Here is a 21,577-nt window from a genome sequence, read left to right as displayed (position 1 = left end):
TTTATCCCATTAGGATGTCGCTTCCCGTATTCTTCGTCTAATCAAGCCTCTAACCAACGGCTTCAAACAAGACTGCAACCACATTGAAAAGGTGCCTTCGAATCCGAAGGCACCTTTTCTTTATGAAGGAAAGTACAAACTATTGTATGCCTGTAGACTTCAAGTACTCCTGCCACTGCTTGGTGTAATCTGCCTGAATTTTTTCCAATCCTGCTTGTTTAGCCTTCTCCATAAATGTGTTCAATCCAGCCTCTACGTCTGCCACCAAACCTACATTAAGCGGATACAAATATTGTTTTTCCACTTGCTCCAATGCAGCCTTCTCGGCTTGGTACGGAGTCCAGTCTTCAGCAAATCCTGTAAAGATATCCGGCTTTTTGATTTTGTCGAGATCTTCAAACATGGTCAGGACATCATCAAAGGTTTTATCATAGAGCATGAATTCCGGATTACGCCAAGCCCAGCCATTCATGCCCTCACGCGGGAAGCCGTTTGTTTGTGCATCTCCGACCATTTTGTAATATCCATTATCTACCTCGAAGTTTTTGCCTTCAATACCGTATTCAGTCAACCAATTATATCGTTTGTCTGTCACAAGTTTCTCATAAAATGCCAATGCTTTTTCCGGGTTTTTACTGCTACGCGGAATCGCAAAACCATTGTGGATCGGGTGAACCGGTTGTGCAAACCCTTTCGCATTCGGGTAAGGGAAATAAGCCAGTTTCCAATCTGGATGCGTAGACTGTACCTTGATTACATCTGCATTAAATTTGTTAGGGTTTTCCCCGGACAGAACAACGGCCGCTTTTCCATTTTGCAGCAACGAGTTGGATGTATCTTTTACATTCAGTACGTTTTTCGGGAAAAATCCTTTGTCCATCCAACGTTTGTATGTTTTCAGGTCTTCCAGGTGTTGCGCGGATCCCCAATAGGACGTCACAGTTGATGGTGTGTCATACATAATATCCAGTCCATATGGAAGTTGACCTGCTGTATTAACCAGCTTGGATGTCAATTGACGAATACCATGGGTATGGTTGGCATTGCTATCCGCAATCGGAATCATATTGGGTTCGTTGGCTTTGATGCCCTCCAGATATGCTTCAAGCGTTTCCAAGGATTCCGGTTTTGGAAGATTGTACTTCTCGCGCAAGTCCTCACGGTACGCAATTCCCTCCGTTACATACTCAATCCAAGTTGATGGAACAGTATAGATTTTGTCATTGATTTTGACAGCATCCCACATGTCATCAGGGACATGAGCTTTCAGTGCTGGCGCTGCTGTAGGCAGCATTTCATCCAGTGGCAGAAACGCGCCCTTCTTGGCATAGGACTGGTAGAATGTCCAATCCGCTGTGAAGATCAGATCGATCGGCTGTCCGGAAGACAGCAGCAGTTTATATTTTTGATCCCAGTCGGTCCATGAGGTGTAGTTGAATTTCACATTGACGTTCAGATCAGCCTCCGCCAGCTTATTGATCTCGGATTCAATAACAGGCAGATCTTTGGGAGCATCCCCAAGCATGTAAAATTGAAGTGTGACTTTCTCTCCTTTGTTCCCGGATGTTCCTCCTTGTTCACTTCCTTGCTTCGATCCCCCCGAACCGTTATTACATGCGGCAAGTACCCCGGCGAACAACATCAGGGCAAGTACCAGAGACAGGTGCCGAATTGTTTTGTTACGCATACGCATCCTCCCTTTTTGTGGTGAACCTTTATATGTTAGCGCAGACTCGCCATGTTTCAGACCGGAAATGATGTCAATGGCCTGACGCCCACAGCGTGTTCACGTTCTAACCTTTCACTGCACCAATGGTGAGTCCTTTAACAAAATAACGTTGTACAAACGGATACAGGAACAAAATCGGTCCCGTTACAACGATAGCCATTGCCATCTTGGTTGATTCGGTAGGCACATCCTGACTGAGTGTGATCCCTGTGCCAATTGCCATCTGGTCAATGAAAGTAATCGTGTTCATCGTGTTGTAGAGATAAAATTGCAGTTGGTACATATCCGGGTTGTTAATGAAGAGGGATGAGGTAAACCAGTCATTCCAGTAACCCAGTGCCAGAAACAGACCTACGGTGGCGATACCAGGCATCGCCAGTTTCAACACAATGCTGACATAGATGCGGAAGTCATTCGCTCCATCAATTTTGGCGGACTCAATCAATTCATCCGGCACTGCCGAGCGAATGAAGTTTTTCATCAGGATAATGAGGAATGGCGTCATCAACCCCGGGAAAATCAGTACGGTGTACGTATCTGTGAGATTGAAGTAGTTCGCCAGCATAATGTACCAAGGTACAAGTCCCCCACCAAACAGGGTTGTGAAGTAGATAAAAAACGAGAATGTGTTCCGATATTTAAAATCCTTACGCTGGAGCACAAATCCGGCCATCGTGATGAGGAACAGCCCTAGCGTAGTTCCCACCACCGTTGTAAAGACCGTTACCCCATAAGCCTTGAGTACCTGAGTCGGGAATTTGAACACCATTTTGTAACCTTCTAGGGAAAAGTCCGTTGGAAAGAGGTGATAACCATCCCTCACAATGGACTCGTTGCTGCTGAATGAACCGGATAGAATCAGCAGAAACGGTAGCAAGCACATGATTGATAAAATGATGATGAAGCTGTAGGAAATCAGTTGAAACATGAAAGTGAATTCCGAATCTCTGAGACGAGTATTCGTACGAGTGTGAGTATTCATTGGCGTGTTCATGATCGTTCTCCCTCCTGCCCTGCGGGCGTTCTAGAACAAGGCGTAGTCCTCATTTACTTTGCGGATAATATAGTTGACGGTCATGATCAAAATGAATCCAAACAAGGACTGATACAGACCCGCAGCCGTTGCCATCCCGATATCAAACGTTACTTTCAGTGAACGATACACATACGTATCAATAATATCTGTAGCGTTGTACAATACCCCGTTGTTACCGATCAGTTGATAGAACAGGTCAAACTGCCCCTTCATAATGCTGCCGAGTGAGAACAACAACAGGATGACAAAGGTTGGCTTCAGCATCGGTACCGTAATGTACCAGATCCGCTGAAATATATTGGCCCCGTCGATTCGGGCGGCTTCATAATACTCATCACTGATCCCCGTTATGGCGGCCAGATAGATGACCATGCTGTATCCAAGATTTTTCCACAGATAAAAGATGATGATCAGGAACACCCAGATCCAGGGTGTGTTATAAATGTCGACCGGGCCGGCCTCAAAACGTTTGAGCACCGTGTTCACAAAACCCGACTCGTAGTTAAACATGTTGTAAGCGATTACACTTAATAGTACAAATGAGATGAAATACGGCAAAAACATGACGGATTGCGTAATTTTTTTGAATAACCTGCCCCGGATCTCGCTAAGCATAATCGCACAGAAGATCGCAAGACCGTTACCTAATATAATGAAGGCGAGATTGTAACCCACGGTATTGGTTGTGAGCTTGAGCAACATTCCGGATTGCCACAGGAACCTAAAGTTCTCCAGACCGACAAATGGACTACCAAATAATCCGCCTTCAAAATCATACCGGGTGAACGCATAATAGATGCCGATCATCGGAAAATACGAGTTAATCAGAAAAAAGATCAGCGTGGGCAACAGCATCAGAAACATGATTTTGTTTTTGTTCAATTCTTTGAGCATGGCTCGATCCCTCCCGAATTTCTTGCGGTGCTGCGTGGTGGAGCTCTCTTTTTATTGTAGATGCTCTCTTCACTCACGGATACTGAAGCTTCCCTTCAGAAAATGAACGATTCTGCGAAATGAACTATGAACAAAATGAACGAACCATGAAATGAATAGACATCCACACACATCCGTTCACAAATGTTGATATCGTGCATAGGCTACACCTAGTGAACAATCCAGCGAAAGTTGAACTTTATGTAGGCAAAACAAGCAAAATGGCTTGTCCACCATTGATGTAAACGCATACATAATATATAATTCAAGTTACTCTTGCTCTTCTGCTCATCCATATATTAAGCCTCACGTATGTACATGAATTTCTATGTTATTCACCCAAAACAGGAGGTCCGAGGGGGAAGATGAATGCGTAAACGTTCAGAGGACAGTCAGAAAGTCTTCACACGGATTCTGATCGGCATTATTATCAGTACCGTCGCTACCTTACTTGTCGCTTCTTCTATTTTGTACGTCAACTATAATCGGATCGCTCTTCGCCAGGTGTATCGTACAGATATGAACAGTCTTACTCAAACCAGCCGTGAAGTGGCCAAAATGACCGAGACTGCGAAATCATTGTCATATCAGATTTATCAGGACTACACCATCTCTTCATTACTGCTCTATTCCAAACCAAATATCTATGAGATTACATCGGCGATGGAGCAGCTAGACAACTACCGTATGTCCCTTCCCTTTATCGAATCCATCTATGTATATAACTCCAAAAGTAAAGAATTCTTTATCAGTTCCAACATGCGCAATGGGCAGCAGTCCATCTCGGAGATCGATGATCAGGGGATTACAAACATCCTCCAACGCTTCCATGACTATAAACCTTTTGTGCCTATCCCGCGTACATATCAGGTCGGCTCTACCGAAGCAACAGAGGTTAACAGCTACACCTATCTCTGTTATGACACGATTAATGATAACGCGAAGCTAAACTATGCTGTCATCGTTAATATCAAAGATGATTGGCTCAGTCCGAATATGAATGCTGTGGATCAACCCGGCAAAACCTTTATCGTGAATGAGAATGGAGACCTTTTATCTGACTTTGGCGACCGTGCATTGATGAGAAATCTCTCCAGTGAAGCTTTTATGAAGCCAATTATGCAGGATACGGAACAGTCAGCTTACTTTACCGAGAAGGTTGACGGAGAAAAATCCCTCATCACCTATACCGCTCCCGATGACCTGGGTTGGCGTTATGTGAGAATAACACCTTATGATCTGATCACCTCAGATATACGGAGCATGCGCACACATACCGTTCTGTTTTGTGTTGGACTTCTCTTCGCAGGGTTACTGCTCTCTTACCTTGTGTCCCGAAAATTATATCACCCTATTGATAAGGTGATTGTTCGTTTACGTGTGATGGAAGCAGAGCGCCGTGGCAGTCTTCATTTGTTACGGCAGGATTTTCTGCGGGGAGCTCTGCAGGGCCGTGAAACAGTAACTGGAGGTATGCTGGAAGAACGAATGAAGTTCTATGGTTCCTCCATTGATGTTCAGCGTGCATCCAGACTGGTATTGCTGCGTATTGATCATTTTACCGAATTCAGCGAAACGTATCGTGATGAGACCCAGCTTGTAAAATACGCCATGATGAACATCTGCACCGAGACAGCCGATCTTCACTACAATGCGGAAGCTGTCGACATGGGCGGTGATCTGATCACACTCATCTTCAATGAAAAAACGGAAAGCCATGAACTTGGGCAACCTGCTCATAACCGGATCGAAGAGCTGCTACGTATGATGCAGGCAGCTGTAATGACCCATTTGAAATGCTCCATCTCCTGTACGATCGGCACGGAAGAAGATTCATTGGAAGACAGTATTGCATCCTATACCAGATCAGCCGAAGCCTCACTGCATCGTTTGTTCATGGGACCGGGCTGTCTGATCTATACCTCTGACATCATGGCGTATCACGCCAAGGAGTACGCATTCCCGGCAGGTAAGGAAAGACAACTAGTCGATCATCTAATGACAGGTAAGACACGAGAAGCAAAACAAGTCTATGCAGACATCGTCGGCGAGACAGCCGCATATCCATTTACCGTCTTCCAGCTAGCCTTATCCCATCTGACGATGACACTGAACCATGTACGAAATACCCTCAAGAAGAATAATCAACTCACGCTTGATTCAGTCTCGGATGGTCTAATGCTGCCTGTCAAAGACGCGGAAGACATCAGTGAAGTACATGAACACTTCTATCGGATGTTTGATGAGCTTGGTTCCAAAGTGGAGGAGAAACGTACACTGAAACATGAAGAATTGATTCGTAAAATCAATGGCATTATTGAGCGGGACTATGCGGAGCCCAATCTATGTCTAACTTCTATCGCAGATGAGTTGAGCATGTCGCCCATCTATGTAAGCAGGCTCTACAAACAGCTTACCTTGAAAGGGCTTACGGACGTGATTAATGAAACCCGCATAGCCAAGGCCCAGCATCTGCTGGTAGAGACAGAGAACTCTGTTGCCGATATTGCCGAGAGAACGGGATTCACCAACAGTTCATACTTCTATCGCATGTTCAAAAAGTTCAACGGGGTTACACCAAACGATTATCGCCGCAAAGAGTTTCATTCAGAGAACTTTTGAAATCATCCCAGACTTGAGTTTATGGAGCATGGCATATTGATTGTTCATGCAAAAAAAGAGCGACCTATGAGAATGAAACCATTCACCTCATGTGTCGCTCTACCTAATTGAGTTTAAGTTAGATTTTTCGAATTATTCCTGTTCCTGATCTTCACCAGACTCATCAGAAGCTTCACGAACTTTATACTTGTCCAGACGTGTCTGCTGATACTCACGCAAGGCCTCTTCACCCACAATCACTTCAACCCGGTGAATGTTCATACCTTTACCCATGAATTTCTGCTCGTACTCCGTCATCACATGTTCTTCATTCAAACCATCACGATGCAGATTCAAAGAAATATTGGTCATTTGCAGGCCGAAGTCGGCAATGGCGTTGAGTGAGAAATCAAACAGCGTCTCCGAATCGGTTTTGAAATGAATCTGACCTTTGGGATTAAGCAATTCTGTGTATTTCTTCAGGAAGCGCGGATGCGTCAACCGACGACGTGCATGCTTTGCTTTTGGCCAAGGATCACTGAAGTTCAAATAAATGCGCTCCAGTTCTTCCGGTTCAAAAACTTCTTCGATCTGTTCGATATTTGCCAGCGCAAGCTTCAGGTTAGGGGGTGTCTCCACATCAGCCTGACTCCACGCATTACGAGCTTTCTCACTGGCACGACGCACCAGTTCATCATACATATCAATACCGATGAAATTAAATTCCGGATATTTATAACTCATTTGGCTGATAAATTGACCTTTACCCATACCAAATTCCACGAAGATCGGGTGATCATTGCCAAACAGTTCAGACCATTTTCCTTTATGTTGCTTGGGGTCCAGTACAACAAGATCAACTTGTTGCTCCAGATTTTCTCTTATCCCTTTTCTGCCACGTAAACGCATTTTATTCCTCCATTTGTCCCATACTTGTCTCAGAACTATTTTGCCGAAGAACTGGCAAATTGTAAAGAGCAATGAAAAGGGAATCTTCGGATCTGCCACTTTGGGCAAATCTCAAAGATTCCCTCTTCGATTTATTTGGAATTGGGGTCCAACTACTTTAGTAGTTCATAGTCTACCTTATCTTGGTGTGAAAAATCAAATGTCTTTTCGAAAGCATCGCGAACTTTTTGTCTTGCAGCCGCTTTCACTTTCGGATTTCCATTAAAACGAACACCTGTTAAAGCCAGCGCTTCTTCTGCCGTCAATTCAACAGACACATGATTCAATTCTTTGTTTTTAACTTGGGAATTCATTCATATCACCTCACGGTATAGTATGGTCCATGACGTCAACGTTGATTCAAATGCTATGATGAATAATACCCATTAGATGGTGTCTGACGCTGATTTAAATATAACATAAGGTGTAAACTATAGCAAGGAGAAAACCTTGATTTTACGGCCTATTTTTGCGTTTCGATTCCCTTTTTTTTTAGTTTTTTGATACAATGATAAAAGTTCATGAAGACACCTATAATCGCTATCCATCGTCTATGACGGAAATCGCATAGCACTTCTTCTTTTGTTCACGTATGATTACTGTAATTCGACAGCCAAAGGAGTACCCTGAAGATGAATGCACCTGCATTACAGCCCCCTCTTTTGTGGGGAGATAAACGATTCCATACCTGGAATTATGAGATGCGCGATCAATTTAACAATAAGGTTTTCAAAGTGATGCTGGATGCTGGATTCACCTGTCCCAACCGTGATGGTTCCATTGCCAAAGGTGGCTGCACCTTCTGCAGTGCGCGTGGATCAGGCGATTTTGCTGGCAGCAGACGTGAAGATCTGGTCACCCAATTCAATACAATTCGAGATAAACAGCACCTCAAGTGGCCTACAGCCCATTATATTGGCTACTTCCAAGCCTATACGAATACGTATGCTCCGGTTGAGGAGTTGCGCGAATATTTTGAAGAAATTCTGGAGCAACCCGGTGTTGTTGGTTTGTCCATCGCCACTCGCCCGGATTGTTTGCCAGATGACGTTGTTGATTATTTGGCTGAACTCAACGAGCGCACTTATCTGTGGGTTGAGATGGGACTTCAAACGATCCATGATTCCACATCAACATTGATTAATCGTGCGCACGACACAAAGTGTTACGAAGAAGCGGTTGAGAAACTGCGCAAACGGAATATACGTGTGTGCACACATATCATATATGGTCTGCCTCAAGAGACACATGAGATGATGCTGGACACTGGACGTGCAGTTGCCAATATGGATGTACAGGGAATCAAGATTCACCTGTTACATCTCATGCGCAAAACACCAATGGTGAAGCAATACGAAGCTGGTCTTTTACGTTTTCTGGATCAGGACGAGTATATCAAGCTGATCGTAGATACACTGGAGATGCTTCCACCGGAAATGATCGTACACCGTCTTACAGGCGACGCACCACGTGATCTGTTGATTGGACCGATGTGGTCCATGAACAAATGGGAAGTGTTAAACTCCATTGATCGTGAGCTGCGAGAGCGGGATTCATGGCAAGGTAAGTATTGGAGGCGAGTATAGATGGGCTTTCTTTCAGTTCTCAGCTGTGCGCATCAGTGGATTGCTTCCCGTCTGCAGCAAGGTGATCTGGCGATAGATGCAACGGTGGGTACAGGAGCAGACACACTATTTTTGGCACAACAAGTTGGCCGGCGTGGTCAAGTCATTGGATTCGATATTCAAAGTGAAGCCCTCACGCTGGCACAGGCCCGGATTCGAAAACAAAATGATGAAGCCAAGCTTGGCTCCATCTCCATGCTTCAACTAAGCCATGATCGAATGGCAGAAGCAGTGCCTGAGTCATGGCTTGGTACGGTTGGTGCAGTTATGTTCAATCTGGGGTACCTGCCTTCAGAAAGTGCAGATTCCTCCATCATCACCGAGACTGACAGCACGATCGCTGCACTCGAGGCTGCACTCGCTTTATTACGTCCTCGCGGAATTATTACGGTTGTGCTCTACCCCGGTCATGACGGAGGGGCACAGGAAGCAGAAGCTGTATTGGACTGGTCCTCTGCCCTTCCGGTGGAACAGGCACAGGTTGTGATCTATCGCCAATTGCAGCGAGAAACTTCTCCTTTTCTGATCGGAATCGAGAAAAAATAATTTCCTTTGTTCACCAAATACAATAAACTAGACACAATCGCAAGGCGAGCTATTTACGGCTTTTTCTTACTGCGATCTGTGTTCTACATCTACATATGCAAACGTATTCACTTGTTTGCTCATGGCGACTACATGCCCATGACTGATTAAAGCGATCCACCATTTCATATACTAGAGGAGAGATTACTGATGTCTACGCCATACCCATTACAATTCCAACCTGAGTTCAAAGAACGTGTGTGGGGCGGTCGTGCGCTGGAGCAATTCGGCCTTACGCCCCCTGAAGGACATATCGGAGAAGGATGGATGATTGCGGATCATCCCAACGGTACAACCAAGGTATTAAATGGAGCACTGGCTGGCAAAGGTCTGGATGAAGTTCGTGAACAACTGGGCACCGAATGGCTTGGAACCAAAGGTGTCTCTGAAAAAGGCGGCCGTTTCCCCCTTCTGATTAAGCTGCTTGACTGCAACGATGACCTGTCCGTTCAGGTTCATCCAACAGACGATTATGAGGCACTTCCTCCAGGCGAGCTTGGCAAAACAGAAATGTGGTATGTACTCGACGCAAAACCGGGCGCACACATCATCTATGGCTTGAACGAAGGCGTTGATCGGGCAACATTAAAAGAAGCATTGGAAAACGGCACGGTGATGGATACCCTTCGTCAGGTACCTGTAGAGGCCGGCGATACGTTCTTTATCCCTGCCGGAACAGTGCATGCGCTCTGTGCAGGTGTCGTTGTCGCTGAGATTCAGCAAAACTCAGATACGACGTACCGGATCTACGATTATAATCGTCCAGGGCTGGATGGCAAACCACGTGAGTTGCATGTTGAAGACTCATTAAATGTCACCGCCTATGAGGGCGCAGGTGCCTCAACGATGAAAACAAATAACGCTACTCCTGGTGAATGGCTCAAGCTTGCGGAATGCCCTTATTTTGTAGTTGAAAAAGGTATTGTGAATAAACGTTGGGAACTCTCCACCAATCCTGACAGCTTCACGATTCTCGTTGTCTGTGAAGGAGAAGGAACTTTGGAGTGGGCACATGCTGAATCAGACAGCATTGAATTGAAAGCTGGACAATGTTATCTCTTGCCAGCCAATCTGGGTTATTATACATTAAATGGAAATACCACTGTTCTTCGCTCTTATCTGCCATAAATCAAGCTTATATGTAACCTGTGAAGGAGGAATTACACGAGATGCAGGAATCTACCTTTGCCTTGGTCGCTAGTGAAGGTACCCGTATTCATGTGTACCGCTGGCTTCCCGATCCGGAATGCAACGTTAAAGGTGTAGTGCAAATTGCACACGGCATGGGCGAGACGGCAGCCCGATACGCCGAATTTGCCGACATTCTTACCCAAAATGGCTATGCGGTTTATGCCAATGACCATCGGGGTCATGGCAAAACTGTGGAGAATGCCAAGTTGCTTGGTAATGCTGGTATCGATGCCTTCCGCTGGATGGCGAGTGATATGATCAATCTGGGCGAAGTAGCCGCCAAAGAAAATCCTGGGGTCCCCATGTTTCTAATGGGACATAGCATGGGCTCATTCTTGGTACAACATCTCATGTACGCGGGTCATGAGCAGTACCATGCCTTTATTTTATCCGGAACAAACGGAAGACGCGGTCTGCTCCGGTTTGGAGAGAAGCTGGCCTTCTTGCAGTGTGGCATTCAGGGTGCTACCCACCCCAGCATGCTGCTCAACGCGATTGTATTTGGTGGATTTAACCGCTCTTTCCGCCCCGCGACGACACCGTTTGATTGGTTGTCCCGGGACTCACAAGAGGTTCAGCGATTCATTGATGACCCCCTGTGCGGAGCGGTCTGTACAGCAGGCTTTTTCCGCGACTTCTTCAAATTGCTGCTTGAAGTCCATCTTCCACACAATATGGAGCGCATACCCAAACACAAACCCGTATACCTGTTCTCAGGTGAGAAGGACCCTGTTGGACTTCATGGCAAAGGCGTTCTTAATCTGGTCTCGCAGTATAAGAAGCTTCAGCTGGAGAACATTGAGTATCGCCTGTATCCGGATGGACGCCATGAAATGCTGCATGAGATCAACCGAACAGAAGTAGCCCAGCACGTTGTGAACTGGCTAGAGCGGAATACCCCTGGCTCGAATACACACCCTAGTCCGGTGAGTCCTACTGAGACCGCTGACTCTATATAATAGATTCAGAGAACAACATACCAAAAGCCAAAAGAAACCCCTGAATCGGATGCTCAGCTCACGCTGCACTCCAGTTCAGGGGTTTTCTTGTTAAGCGATATGAATAATAGCTATATTCAAACGTTATGGATTAACCTTCAATCAACAGGGATTCCGGGTCTTCAAGCAGTTCTTTCACGGTCACGAGGAAACGTACCGCTTCACTACCGTCGATGATCCGGTGATCATAGGACAACGCGATGTACATCATTGGACGGTTCTCCATCCGCTCTGCATCAATCGCCACTGGACGAAGCTGGATCTTATGCATTCCCAGAATACCCACTTGAGGTGTATTCAGAATTGGCGTAGACAACAAGGAACCAAATGTTCCGCCATTGGTAATGGTGAACGTTCCGCCTTGAAGATCAGACAACGCCAGTGTGTTGGAACGAGCTTTGGATGCCAGGTCTGCAATGCTCTTCTCGATCTCGGCAAAGCCCAGACGATCGGCATCACGTACAACCGGTACAACCAGTCCTTCCTTCGCAGATACGGCAATGCCGATATCATAATACTTTTTGAGAACAACATCTTCACCATCAATCTCTGCGTTGATTGTAGGGAATTTTTTCAAAGCTCCCACAACCGCTTTGGTGAAGAAGGACATAAAGCCCAGGTTGATCTCATGTTTCTCTTTGAACTTGTCCTTACGGCGTTTACGTACATCCATGATCGCAGTCATATCAACTTCATTAAACGTAGTCAGCATGGCTGCTGTCTGCTGAGCCTCTACCAGACGTTTGGCAATGGTCGCACGGCGGCGAGACATCCGCTGACGCTCCACTGGTTTGGTATAGGTAGAACTTCCAGTTGCCGGAGCACTTGGTGCTGCTGGAGCTTTACTCGCAGGTGGAGCAGCAGGAGCAGGAGCCTGATTGTTATGACTCTTCACATCGTCCTGGTATACCCGTCCAATCGGATCTTTACTCTGAACCTGATCCAACTCGATACCACGTTCACGTGCAAGCTTACGGGCAGACGGTGAAGCCGTCTTGGCACTATCAGATGACTCTGGCGCTGCCGCAACAGGTGCCGATGGTGATGTTGGAGCTTCAGGTGCAGGAGTAACGGCTTTTTTCTCTTCAGCTACTGGTTCGGAAGCGGGTGCACCGCTTCCTCCTCCAGAACCAGCTGAGAGTGTACCGATCGTTTCACCGATCTCTACCGTCTCTCCTTCTTGACGAATGATCTTCTCCAGCACGCCACTTTCTTCTGCGCTGATCTCAATATTTACTTTATCCGTTTCCAGTTCAAGAAGCACATCACCCTGATTAACGGTATCCCCTTCTTTAACCATCCATCTGGATACAGTTCCCTCAGTTATTGACTCACCCATTGCAGGTACTTTAATTTCACTCACAGCTGTTACCTCCCCAGTGGAATATTATTCTTCGTCGTTTGTTTCAACGCAGATGTAATAATCTGTTGCTGTTCCATACTATGCACAAGCTGATAACCGCTGGAAGGACTTGCGTGTTCCGGGCGACCTTCGTATCTAACGGTTGTGCCTTCCGGGGCAACTTCACGAAGACGAGGCTCCATGTATGTCCAGGCACCCATGTTTTTGTTTTCTTCCTGTACCCATACCAGTTCTTTTACATTGCTGAAACGTGCAAGGACACGTTTGATCTCTTCTGCCGGGAACGGATACAACTGTTCCACACGAATAATGTGAAGCCATGACCGATCTGCTTTATCTTTTTCAATAGCATCTTCCAGGTCGATGGCAATCTTGCCACTGCACAAAATAATGCGTTCTACACGATCCGGCTGTGTCCCCAGTCCAGCTTGTTCCAGTACAAGTTCAAACTTGCCTTCACTGAATTCAACTGCCGGTGATGCAACACGCGGGTTACGAATGAGACTTTTCGGTGACATCATCACAAGTGGACGAGCATCTTCCGTTTCAGTCAACGAGGCTTGACGACGCAACAAGTGGAAGTACTGGGATGCACTCGACAAGTTGGCAACCGTCATGTTGTCTTCTGCACAAAGCTGCAGGAAGCGTTCCAGACGAGCACTTGTATGCTCAGGTCCTTGACCCTCATTCGCATGTGGTAACAACATCACCAGACTGGACTTCTGAGACCATTTGGCGCGGCCCGCTGATACAAACTGGTCAAATATAACCTGTGCACAGTTGGCAAAGTCTCCGAATTGAGCTTCCCAAATGACCAATGTATCTGGTGAATATACGTTATAGCCATATTCGAATCCAACAACGGATTCTTCAGACAACGGACTGTTATAGATTGCAAAGGATGCTCTTGCCTGTGGCAAGTGATGTAATGGGCAGAACTTTGCTCCATTCTCCGAATCATGCAACACCAGATTCCGATGAGCGAATGTAGCACGCTCGGCATCCTGTCCACTAATCCGAATTGGCTTGCCATCTGCCAGAATGGTTGCAAATGCGAGTGTCTCCGCAAGACTCCAATCCACTTTTTCCCCTTCGTTCAGGGAAGTGCTCCGACGTTGCAAAATCCGCTGTAACTTCGGATACACGTTGAAGTTCTCAGGCCATTTCAGCAGATCGGCATTAATGCTGCGCAGATTCTCCAGTGGTACCGCAGTCGGCGTAATCGTAACAGCTTCCGGTTCACTGATTTTTCGTTGATAATATTCATGTACTTCATTTTTCTTCATCTGGTCATAAGCTTCTTTTAATTTGTTCGTTACTCCATCGCGAATGCTCGTAATGGACGCATCATCGATAACCGATTCCTGTTTCAACTGATCCTGATACAGGTGGCTTACCGTTGGATGGTTTTTCACCTTGTCATAAACGATAGGTTGAGTCGTTTCTGGATCATCGGTTTCATTATGGCCGTAACGACGGTAACCGATCAAGTCGATCAGGAAATCCTTTTTGAAACGATTGCGATACTCTGCTGCCATACGAATGGCTGCAATACAAGCTTCCGGATTGTCCGCATTCACGTGTACAATCGGAATTTCGTACCCTTTAGCAAGGTCACTTGCGTAATACGTTGAACGGGAATCACCGCTATCTGTAGTGAAACCCAGACGATTGTTGACGATAATATGGATGGTTCCGCCATTCTGATATCCTGGCAGAGCTTTGAAGTTAAGCGTCTCGGCAACGATCCCTTCGCCAGGGAATGCTGCATCACCATGCATCAAAATAGTAGCTGCCTTCGTCACGTCCTGCTTCGGATATCCAGGATCACGACGGTCATCCTGAGCCGCACGAGCAAACCCTTGTACAACCGGATTAACATATTCCAGATGGCTTGGGTTATTCGCCAGAGTAAGGCGTGCCTGTACAGTTTCCCCGTCTTTTACAAAACGGTTGGCACCCATATGATATTTGACATCCCCCGTCCAACCGTAGTTGATTCCAGTCGAACCTTCCGATGGAACCAGATCTTTGTTCGGAGCATGATGAAATTCAGAGAAAATTTTGCTGTACGGTTTGCCCAAAACATGAGCCAGTACATTTAACCGTCCACGGTGGGCCATCCCCATCAGAATGTGGCTTGATCCGGCTTCCGCCATGATGCGAACAGCTTCATCCAGCATCGGCACGAGCACATCGTTACCTTCGATGGAGAAACGTTTCTGCCCAACAAATGTTTTGTGAAGATAATCTTCAAATTGTTCGACTTCAACCAAACGTTCCAGCAAAGCCTTACGTTCGTTCGGCGTAAGTGGAGCTGGTGATGTACGGGATTCCGCACGACGATTCAGCCACTCACGTTCTTGTACTTCGTGTACATGACTAAATTCATAGGCCATGGGTCCAGTGTATATCTGACGCAAGCGTTGGATTGCATCCCATCCGGTTGCTGTCTGCCCATCTGCACCTTCCCAGATCAGGGAAGCAGGCAAAGCTTTCAGATCTTCTTCGTTTAATTCAAAATGCTGAGGTTCCAGCAAAGATGTGTCTGTATCTTCACTGATTCCAAGCGGATCTATATCTGCAGCAAGATGACCATAGGTACGGATGTTCCATACCAGTTTACCCGCTGTAACCGCTTTCTGTAATAATTGAATGTCTACGCTTCCGGAAGCCAATTGGGCGTTGCCGGAATTCGAAGTTGTGCGTGCATCCCTGCCAGACATCGGCGGTGCACCCCATTGTTCAAATAGTTCACGATAAGCCGGTGTAACCGAACCAGGGTCTTGAGTGAATAATTCATATTGTTCCTGTACGTATCCCATATTGGGGCCATAGTAACTTTCCCAGGGCTTCTTGTTGCCTTCCACGATCGTCATCGACGTTCCCTCCGTCTTGATTTAGTCATAAGTTTTTGACGGAAATCATTGACTAAGCCGTAATTTGCGTTCGTTCAACATTTTAAGCGAAATTTTTCATGAAGTCCAATAATCGTGCTGTTGGTGGTAGTAACGTTAGTCCGACGCTCCCGTCAAGGTTTGTCTGCGTTTTCAAAATCAAAGTAAAACAATGATTGTATATACCGTCGCACAGATGTCGAATACTGTCCTGATCCGTTCGAAGGTTACACTTTCTCCACTTCTTCAAGTGAAGTCCGTGTTCTACTATCTATTCTATAAACTTTTACGCTCAGGAGCATTTCCTATTTTTAGTCCAATTGATGCATAAATTAGATGAATCGAATAAATCGATCAATTTGGGTAGAACAACAAACGCTTAATTACAACAAAATAGGCATACGATCTCCCATTTTACCTCCTTAATTGAATTGTGGTCCATTATGTTCAAAAACAAACCGTCAAGTTAAACATTAACCATTTGACGTCACATTCAACAAGTAATTGGGGTTTTCTTCAAGTGACCAACAGCAAAAAGCTGGCCCAGACATGAATTATCCGAGCAGCTTCTTTGGATTCAGCAAATTTAAGTTAACAATAGAGTTGATGATGCGCCTCAAGCTCTACTTTGACTAATCATATACTCTGCAAACGGCGTTAGAGACAGTTCTCTAACCTGCTCCAGTGTAAACCAGTCCGCTCCTAACGAATCTTCACCATCGGGTTCCTTTTTGATATGATTCGGCTGACTGGCTGCGGTCAAAGCAACATCATACAACATCCCGATATGGTGCAGCTCTTCCGGCTCACCTTGATGCACCCATTCCAGTAGACATGACTCCGCAGAATTAATCACCAATTGTAGATGGGTCAGGCCCGTCTCTTCTTCAATCTCACGATGAAGAGCAGCCACTGGCTGCTCACCAAATTCCAGCCTTCCGCCTGGTAAATCCCATTGCCCCTGATATGCTCCCCGAGCCTTATGAATCAACAGGAATTTGTGCTCCCAAGCGACCAAGCCATATACCCCAATATGTGTATATCGATCCACTTACATCTCTTCCTCTCGTCCGTAAGATGTACCTTACTTCAGCGATTACTTCCTATTTCTTTTCATCCTCTGTAAAAGCATCCAGATCTATGGCCATACGGATCATATCCACACAACGGATACCATCCTCTATAATCTCTTCCTCATAATGCCTCACAAAGAAGTCACGATCAACCCCAATGATGCGAAAACCGCAACGTTGGTATAACTTCAATTGATGAAAGCTGGAGTTGCCCGTTCCAATCTCGAGAATCCGGCAGCCCAATCTACGTGCAGCTTCCATCGCTTCCTTAATCATGTGTTTGCCTACACCTTGTCCCTGCAGTTCTTCCTGTACGGCAATATTAACAATCTCCGCAGTCTCTGGACGAGTCTTCAACAATACGAACTCCCCAACCATCTCTCCTTCATATTCGGCAATAAAACAAACACCCCGACTCAGGTACTCATCCACAATTGCTTTTGAAGGATCAGCCATCAATAAAAGTTCGTAGGGTCTCTCTTCTTCCCAGTCCAAAATCCGGAACGACAATTTCATGCCAATCTCCACCTTTTCATCGTACAATATTCATTTACGTCTTGTTTGCAGAAGCCTATGTATGGCAAATCCACAAATATATCATTCTTCATTTCAACAAACTAGTTTACTCAATCTATTAATCACACACTATTACCCACAGACTAGTCATCTCCTATAAAAATAGTAAACTTCATTATATCATAATATTTGGATATAAATATATAGATATGGATGATACATTTTGAGGCATTATTTTTATCCTAACCCAAGCTTAAATGCTCATGAATTAATTTCCATTCCCCATCAAGCGTCGCCGCACTGTATCCTTGCAGGGCATGCTAGTATCCCATGATTTTTACTCCTTCTGACGGTTTAACTTATTGGGTCTAACTCTGTTCAAGTACTCAATCGCTATAAATCATAAATGTCTCTTGCAGTGTACGTCCGGATGACTTCTCCCAGATCACACTCCGCTCAAAAGTACCTTTTTGGAAAAAACGCGGGAGACGTTCAGCAAACCAATCCTGCATAGGCAGCTCAAAAACCCGCTTCATAGGCACCCATAACAGTTCGCCTTCGGGCGGATCTTGCAATAATTGACCCTCGAATGAAGTCGCCAAATAGTTAAATACCATGTACCGCAACCCTTGTTCGGGATCACAGAACTCATCAAGCCCTTTATACGTAATCTCATTGACTACTAGCCCCGTCTCCTCCAGAACCTCCCGCAAGGCACCATCCACGATACTCTCCGGAAAATCTACCTTCCCCCCAGGAGCGATGTATCCCGGAAATCCTTTGCGATCCGGCCGATTCATTAACAACACCTGATCATTCATTTTGTCCCATACCATACACATTGTTAATATCTCTATTCTAGTATCCATATTCGTCCTCCTACTAACATGCGCTTCTCTGCTGTACACTAACATTTCTGGGAATAACCTGTGTTTTCCTTCTTTATTCCCACTCTGATTCATTCGTATTTACACCGGTCTCACAGTATAGTCTATGATGATATATATGCATACGAAAGGCGGACGCCCTGTACACCTGTACATCAGAAGCCCGCCTGTTTTGTGATATTCTATGCTGGTCTTTCCTCAAGCCTGGAGTTTCCAGTTCTCAGTTCAATTCCGTAATCAACACCCGGCGTTCCTTCCATTCAGCCCGGCGATAAGCCTGTTGCATACCAAATTTGCGGATACTTGCCTTTGGCACCGATTTATATGGTAAAACGATCGTAAAGTCCTCATCAAACGGGAAAAAAGACAGGCCTACTTTTTCATTCGATAACCACTCTGCCTGAATCGGCTGTCTGGAACAGGCATCAAACGTACAACTGAGCCCCTCTGCAAAAAAATCATAACGCGCAGCAGGTGTTCCAGGTTCCTCCATACAGAGGAACAGACTGAGCTGATCACAGAAAAGCATGATCTCCACATCACTTTGCAGCCTCTGTTTCAGTGCTTCAGCATCACCACCAAGCTGTTTCTCCCAATCCAGCTGACGTTTGTGTTCTTGCTGCAGATAATCTCGGATGTCATCATCATCCTGAGCATTGGCCCCCAGATTTTTCTGAAATAGCTCCGTGTACATCAAGCTACACAATAATCCGGCGTAGAGGTTTTTCTGACGGACTTCTTCAATCCCTTTATGGTAGAATACAAAACGCGGACGCAATGGATAATCACGAAACGAATACGGCGATTGACTGAAATCATTCCAGAACGGAGATGAATCCAGTTCAATCCAGCCACGGTCATGTTCCTTGGCCGCTAGAATCAATTCATCCCGATGCGAAGCATCAGCTAATAATTCATTTTTCCAGTGGAAAGCCATCTCTCCGGCTACTAATCCATGCTCATGCTGTGCGGTCAAAACAAAATCATGCTCTCTCTCATATACGATCATGTGCTGTCACCCTTCCGCATGGTATACGTTGACTTTAACATAAATTGGGTTAAACTTTCCTATAAGTTGTATTTCGCTCCATTTTGACGAAAGGCATTATGAAGTGCACAATGTAAAGGTGTTGTCAGTTTCCTGAAATTTGATACACTAGGTTGTGTCCACAATTATATTACATACAGAAAGCGGGATCTCATGAATTTATACTCTCCTTACATCGAGTTTAACCGCAAGGAATGGGCTGAACTTAAAGAACATCAGACCACTCTTCCACTGACGGAAGCCGAATTAGAACAGTTAAAGGGATTGAATGAAGAGGTATCGATTCAAGAAGTCGAAGATATATATTTGCCTCTTACCCACTTTATTGACCTATATGCAAGAGTTTCACGAGAGTTGAATCAACTAACGGCCTCCTTTATGAAAAAAGAAGCTCTCCCCACCCCCTACATCATTGGAATCGGGGGAAGTGTTGCCGTGGGCAAAAGTACAGCGGCCCGTTTGCTACAGGCACTGCTCGCCAGAGGTAAGAATAGTCCGAAGGTTGACCTTGTCACCACCGACGGTTTCTTATATCCCAATGCGGTGCTGCAAGAGAAGGGCATCATGAACCGCAAGGGATTCCCGGAAAGCTATGATATCAAATCCCTGATTCAGTTCATGGGTGATGTGAAATCTGGCAAGCCGGAAGTGAAAGCACCCGTCTACTCTCACCTCGCCTACGATGTCATTCAAGGAGAAGAGAAGCAGATCTGTCAACCGGATATTCTCATAATTGAAGGTATCAATGTACTTCAGATCAAAAAGGAAACGCCTTTGCTGGTTAGTGATTTCTTCGATTTCTCCATCTACATTGATGCGGAAGAAGAGCATATACGACACTGGTACGTTGAGCGTTTCAAGCTGCTTCGCAACACAGCGTTCCAGAACACGGATTCCTTTTTCCATCAAAGATTCGCCAATATCGATGAAGAAGAAACCGTGCGTACAGCCAACCAGATTTGGCAGGATATCAATGCCAAAAACCTGCATGAAAACATTTTGCCAACCAAAGGGCGTGCCAGACTGATTCTGAAAAAGGAAGCCGATCACTCCATTGGGCAGATTCAATTGCGCAAACTGTAGACAACACTCGTGCAGTACACTTTGTTGTTATATCTAATTACCCTTAAAAGGAGAGAAAGACACATTGCAAACCCTGATTATACTCGGCAGTATTATGATGTTCCTGGCTGTTGCTTTGGGCGCTTTTGGCGCACACGCGCTCAAGCGCAAACTATCCGCTGACATGATCAAAATCTATGAAACCGGTGTTCAATATCACCTCATCCACGGACTTGGGATCATCCTGATCGGACTGCTGGCAGACCGCCTTGAATCCTCTTCGCTCGTCATGCTTGCCGGGTGGCTGATGTTCGCCGGGATCATCCTGTTCTCTGGCAGCCTGTACGTTTTAAGTGTAACGGGTGTTCGCAAATTGGGAGCCATTACCCCACTTGGCGGAGTCGCATTTTTGGCTGGATGGGTTATGATCATGATTGCCGCATTGTAAACTTGCCCCGTGGATAAACGAAAAGAGTGTTCTGGCTGATATAATATCGCTGGAGCACTCTTTTACTGTTTAATCTGTCCAAATTCTTCGAATGGTGGATAGCCCTGCATCTGGCCGTTGTCGCTCCAGCACATACACATCCGGGTTAGACAGTTTGGTCCACTCTTCATAACCAAAGGATGGTTCATACTCACGAATAAGCAGTGATAATAAGTTCCCATGTGTAACCACGGCCCCATGCTGTTCCGGTCTGCTCCACAACTCTTCCAGTAGTGCCAGCCCCCTTGCAGCAGCGTTTCGAGAAGATTCCCCGCCTTCTTCCACCCAATCCACATCATCGTATGTACGTTTCAGTACATCCATCCAGTTAGGCAGATCAAGAGAGCTAAGTACCCTCTCCTGGAGACGTTCATCCGTATGTATATGTTGCAGCATTGCTATGCCCAGTGGCATAGCCGTCTGAACGGCCCTTTTCCATGGACTGGAGACAATATATGTTATGGCGTGATGAGCCAAGATATCTGCAAGTTTTTCAGCCTGCCTGATCCCTTCATCTGTAAGCTCTGCATGGGGTTCCTGCCCTGTGGCCTTAGCGTGACGGATAAGATAAATGGACTGCATAGCTATCACCTCCTAT

General features: G+C 45.7%; 19 protein-coding genes. 7 read left to right on the top strand and 12 right to left on the bottom strand.

Annotated elements, in window-relative coordinates:
* Positions 1-139: 139 nt before the first annotated feature.
* The 3 genes from MHB43_RS08955 to MHB43_RS08945 form a co-directional block, all read right to left on the bottom strand.
* The gene (locus MHB43_RS08955) at positions 140-1,693 is read right to left on the bottom strand and encodes an ABC transporter substrate-binding protein (RefSeq protein ID WP_405131786.1); all 1,554 of its coding nucleotides are present in this window, start codon (positions 1,691-1,693) and stop codon (positions 140-142) included.
* A gap of 100 nt (positions 1,694-1,793) precedes the next feature.
* Positions 1,794-2,657, bottom strand: coding sequence for a carbohydrate ABC transporter permease (locus tag MHB43_RS08950; RefSeq protein WP_405132409.1), 864 nt, complete (start codon positions 2,655-2,657; stop codon positions 1,794-1,796).
* Between the two features lie 96 nt (positions 2,658-2,753).
* Positions 2,754-3,659 carry a sugar ABC transporter permease gene (locus MHB43_RS08945; protein WP_237176236.1) on the bottom strand — a complete coding sequence of 302 codons (906 nt, stop codon included), beginning with the start codon at positions 3,657-3,659 and terminating at the stop codon, positions 2,754-2,756.
* Positions 3,660-4,067: 408 nt separating this feature from the next.
* Here MHB43_RS08945 and MHB43_RS08940 point away from each other — a divergent pair, with 408 nt between their 5' ends.
* Positions 4,068-6,320, top strand: a complete 2,253-nt coding sequence (locus MHB43_RS08940; protein ID WP_339183456.1) for a helix-turn-helix domain-containing protein — start codon at positions 4,068-4,070, stop codon at positions 6,318-6,320.
* A gap of 132 nt (positions 6,321-6,452) precedes the next feature.
* Here the strand turns inward: MHB43_RS08940 and trmB are convergent, their stop codons facing one another.
* Both trmB and MHB43_RS08930 read right to left on the bottom strand, forming a co-directional pair.
* Positions 6,453-7,208 carry a tRNA (guanosine(46)-N7)-methyltransferase TrmB gene (gene trmB, locus MHB43_RS08935; RefSeq protein WP_076252463.1) on the bottom strand — a complete coding sequence of 252 codons (756 nt, stop codon included), beginning with the start codon at positions 7,206-7,208 and terminating at the stop codon, positions 6,453-6,455.
* Positions 7,209-7,360: 152 nt separating this feature from the next.
* Positions 7,361-7,561, bottom strand: coding sequence for a hypothetical protein (locus MHB43_RS08930; RefSeq protein WP_017689675.1), 201 nt, complete (start codon positions 7,559-7,561; stop codon positions 7,361-7,363).
* A gap of 318 nt (positions 7,562-7,879) precedes the next feature.
* Between MHB43_RS08930 and MHB43_RS08925 the strand changes: the two genes are divergently transcribed.
* The 4 genes from MHB43_RS08925 to MHB43_RS08910 all read left to right on the top strand — a co-directional run bounded on the left by MHB43_RS08925 (position 7,880) and on the right by MHB43_RS08910 (position 11,607).
* Complete coding sequence (locus MHB43_RS08925) at positions 7,880-8,833, top strand: TIGR01212 family radical SAM protein (RefSeq protein WP_339183453.1); 954 nt, start codon at positions 7,880-7,882, stop codon at positions 8,831-8,833.
* Positions 8,834-9,418 carry a class I SAM-dependent methyltransferase gene (locus MHB43_RS08920; RefSeq protein ID WP_339183451.1) on the top strand — a complete coding sequence of 195 codons (585 nt, stop codon included), beginning with the start codon at positions 8,834-8,836 and terminating at the stop codon, positions 9,416-9,418.
* Positions 9,419-9,607: 189 nt separating this feature from the next.
* Entirely contained in the window at positions 9,608-10,585 is a 978-nt protein-coding gene (locus tag MHB43_RS08915) for a type I phosphomannose isomerase catalytic subunit (RefSeq protein WP_405131785.1), read from the top strand.
* A 41-nt stretch (positions 10,586-10,626) separates the two neighbouring features.
* Entirely contained in the window at positions 10,627-11,607 is a 981-nt protein-coding gene (locus MHB43_RS08910) for an alpha/beta hydrolase (RefSeq protein WP_339183447.1), read from the top strand.
* A gap of 130 nt (positions 11,608-11,737) precedes the next feature.
* On the opposite strand, the gene odhB is transcribed toward MHB43_RS08910, so the two are convergent.
* The 6 genes from odhB to MHB43_RS08880 all read right to left on the bottom strand — a co-directional run bounded on the left by odhB (position 11,738) and on the right by MHB43_RS08880 (position 19,391).
* On the bottom strand, positions 11,738-13,009 hold the full coding sequence (gene odhB, locus MHB43_RS08905; RefSeq protein ID WP_405131784.1) for a 2-oxoglutarate dehydrogenase complex dihydrolipoyllysine-residue succinyltransferase: 1,272 nt from the start codon (positions 13,007-13,009) through the stop codon (positions 11,738-11,740).
* A 5-nt stretch (positions 13,010-13,014) separates the two neighbouring features.
* Entirely contained in the window at positions 13,015-15,888 is a 2,874-nt protein-coding gene (locus MHB43_RS08900; RefSeq protein ID WP_405131783.1) for a 2-oxoglutarate dehydrogenase E1 component, read from the bottom strand.
* A gap of 634 nt (positions 15,889-16,522) precedes the next feature.
* The gene (locus tag MHB43_RS08895) at positions 16,523-16,957 is read right to left on the bottom strand and encodes an NUDIX domain-containing protein (protein WP_339183441.1); all 435 of its coding nucleotides are present in this window, start codon (positions 16,955-16,957) and stop codon (positions 16,523-16,525) included.
* Positions 16,958-17,009: 52 nt separating this feature from the next.
* Positions 17,010-17,495: a GNAT family N-acetyltransferase gene (locus MHB43_RS08890; protein ID WP_339183439.1), complete on the bottom strand. Its 486-nt coding sequence runs from the start codon at positions 17,493-17,495 to the stop codon at positions 17,010-17,012.
* Between the two features lie 386 nt (positions 17,496-17,881).
* Positions 17,882-18,364 carry an 8-oxo-dGTP diphosphatase gene (locus MHB43_RS08885; protein ID WP_339183437.1) on the bottom strand — a complete coding sequence of 161 codons (483 nt, stop codon included), beginning with the start codon at positions 18,362-18,364 and terminating at the stop codon, positions 17,882-17,884.
* Between the two features lie 238 nt (positions 18,365-18,602).
* Positions 18,603-19,391 carry a DUF3891 family protein gene (locus MHB43_RS08880; RefSeq protein ID WP_339183435.1) on the bottom strand — a complete coding sequence of 263 codons (789 nt, stop codon included), beginning with the start codon at positions 19,389-19,391 and terminating at the stop codon, positions 18,603-18,605.
* 192 nt (positions 19,392-19,583) lie between these two features.
* Here MHB43_RS08880 and coaA point away from each other — a divergent pair, with 192 nt between their 5' ends.
* Together coaA and MHB43_RS08870 are read left to right on the top strand one after the other, a co-directional pair.
* Positions 19,584-20,513: a type I pantothenate kinase gene (gene coaA, locus MHB43_RS08875; RefSeq protein WP_036610217.1), complete on the top strand. Its 930-nt coding sequence runs from the start codon at positions 19,584-19,586 to the stop codon at positions 20,511-20,513.
* 64 nt (positions 20,514-20,577) lie between these two features.
* On the top strand, positions 20,578-20,940 hold the full coding sequence (locus MHB43_RS08870; protein WP_076252477.1) for a DUF423 domain-containing protein: 363 nt from the start codon (positions 20,578-20,580) through the stop codon (positions 20,938-20,940).
* A 69-nt stretch (positions 20,941-21,009) separates the two neighbouring features.
* Here the strand turns inward: MHB43_RS08870 and MHB43_RS08865 are convergent, their stop codons facing one another.
* Positions 21,010-21,561 (bottom strand): histidine phosphatase family protein, encoded by a 552-nt coding sequence (locus MHB43_RS08865; protein ID WP_405131782.1) that lies wholly within the window; start codon positions 21,559-21,561, stop codon positions 21,010-21,012.
* Positions 21,562-21,577 lie beyond the last annotated feature (16 nt).

The sequence above is a fragment of the Paenibacillus sp. FSL H8-0317 genome (assembly GCF_045040685.1).
Classification (GTDB): domain Bacteria; phylum Bacillota; class Bacilli; order Paenibacillales; family Paenibacillaceae; genus Paenibacillus.
The sequence above is the reverse complement of the archived record's forward strand: the minus strand, read 5'-3'. Positions and strand labels throughout refer to the sequence as shown.

What these genes read in the sequence shown, in the direction of transcription:
- MHB43_RS08900 (WP_405131783.1), bottom strand. Translation starts at nt 15,888, where the DNA reads ATGACGATCGTGGAAGGCAACAAGAAGCCCTGGGAAAGTTACTATGGC.
- MHB43_RS08915 (WP_405131785.1), top strand. Translation starts at nt 9,608, where the DNA reads ATGTCTACGCCATACCCATTACAATTCCAACCTGAGTTCAAAGAACGT.
- MHB43_RS08920 (WP_339183451.1), top strand. Translation starts at nt 8,834, where the DNA reads ATGGGCTTTCTTTCAGTTCTCAGCTGTGCGCATCAGTGGATTGCTTCC.
- MHB43_RS08925 (WP_339183453.1), top strand. Translation starts at nt 7,880, where the DNA reads ATGAATGCACCTGCATTACAGCCCCCTCTTTTGTGGGGAGATAAACGA.
- MHB43_RS08880 (WP_339183435.1), bottom strand. Translation starts at nt 19,391, where the DNA reads ATGATCGTATATGAGAGAGAGCATGATTTTGTTTTGACCGCACAGCAT.
- MHB43_RS08950 (WP_405132409.1), bottom strand. Translation starts at nt 2,657, where the DNA reads ATGTTTCAACTGATTTCCTACAGCTTCATCATCATTTTATCAATCATG.
- MHB43_RS08910 (WP_339183447.1), top strand. Translation starts at nt 10,627, where the DNA reads ATGCAGGAATCTACCTTTGCCTTGGTCGCTAGTGAAGGTACCCGTATT.
- MHB43_RS08885 (WP_339183437.1), bottom strand. Translation starts at nt 18,364, where the DNA reads ATGGATACTAGAATAGAGATATTAACAATGTGTATGGTATGGGACAAA.
- coaA (WP_036610217.1), top strand. Translation starts at nt 19,584, where the DNA reads ATGAATTTATACTCTCCTTACATCGAGTTTAACCGCAAGGAATGGGCT.
- MHB43_RS08930 (WP_017689675.1), bottom strand. Translation starts at nt 7,561, where the DNA reads ATGAATTCCCAAGTTAAAAACAAAGAATTGAATCATGTGTCTGTTGAA.
- trmB (WP_076252463.1), bottom strand. Translation starts at nt 7,208, where the DNA reads ATGCGTTTACGTGGCAGAAAAGGGATAAGAGAAAATCTGGAGCAACAA.
- MHB43_RS08890 (WP_339183439.1), bottom strand. Translation starts at nt 17,495, where the DNA reads ATGAAATTGTCGTTCCGGATTTTGGACTGGGAAGAAGAGAGACCCTAC.
- MHB43_RS08865 (WP_405131782.1), bottom strand. Translation starts at nt 21,561, where the DNA reads ATGCAGTCCATTTATCTTATCCGTCACGCTAAGGCCACAGGGCAGGAA.
- MHB43_RS08945 (WP_237176236.1), bottom strand. Translation starts at nt 3,659, where the DNA reads ATGCTCAAAGAATTGAACAAAAACAAAATCATGTTTCTGATGCTGTTG.
- MHB43_RS08955 (WP_405131786.1), bottom strand. Translation starts at nt 1,693, where the DNA reads ATGCGTATGCGTAACAAAACAATTCGGCACCTGTCTCTGGTACTTGCC.
- MHB43_RS08940 (WP_339183456.1), top strand. Translation starts at nt 4,068, where the DNA reads ATGCGTAAACGTTCAGAGGACAGTCAGAAAGTCTTCACACGGATTCTG.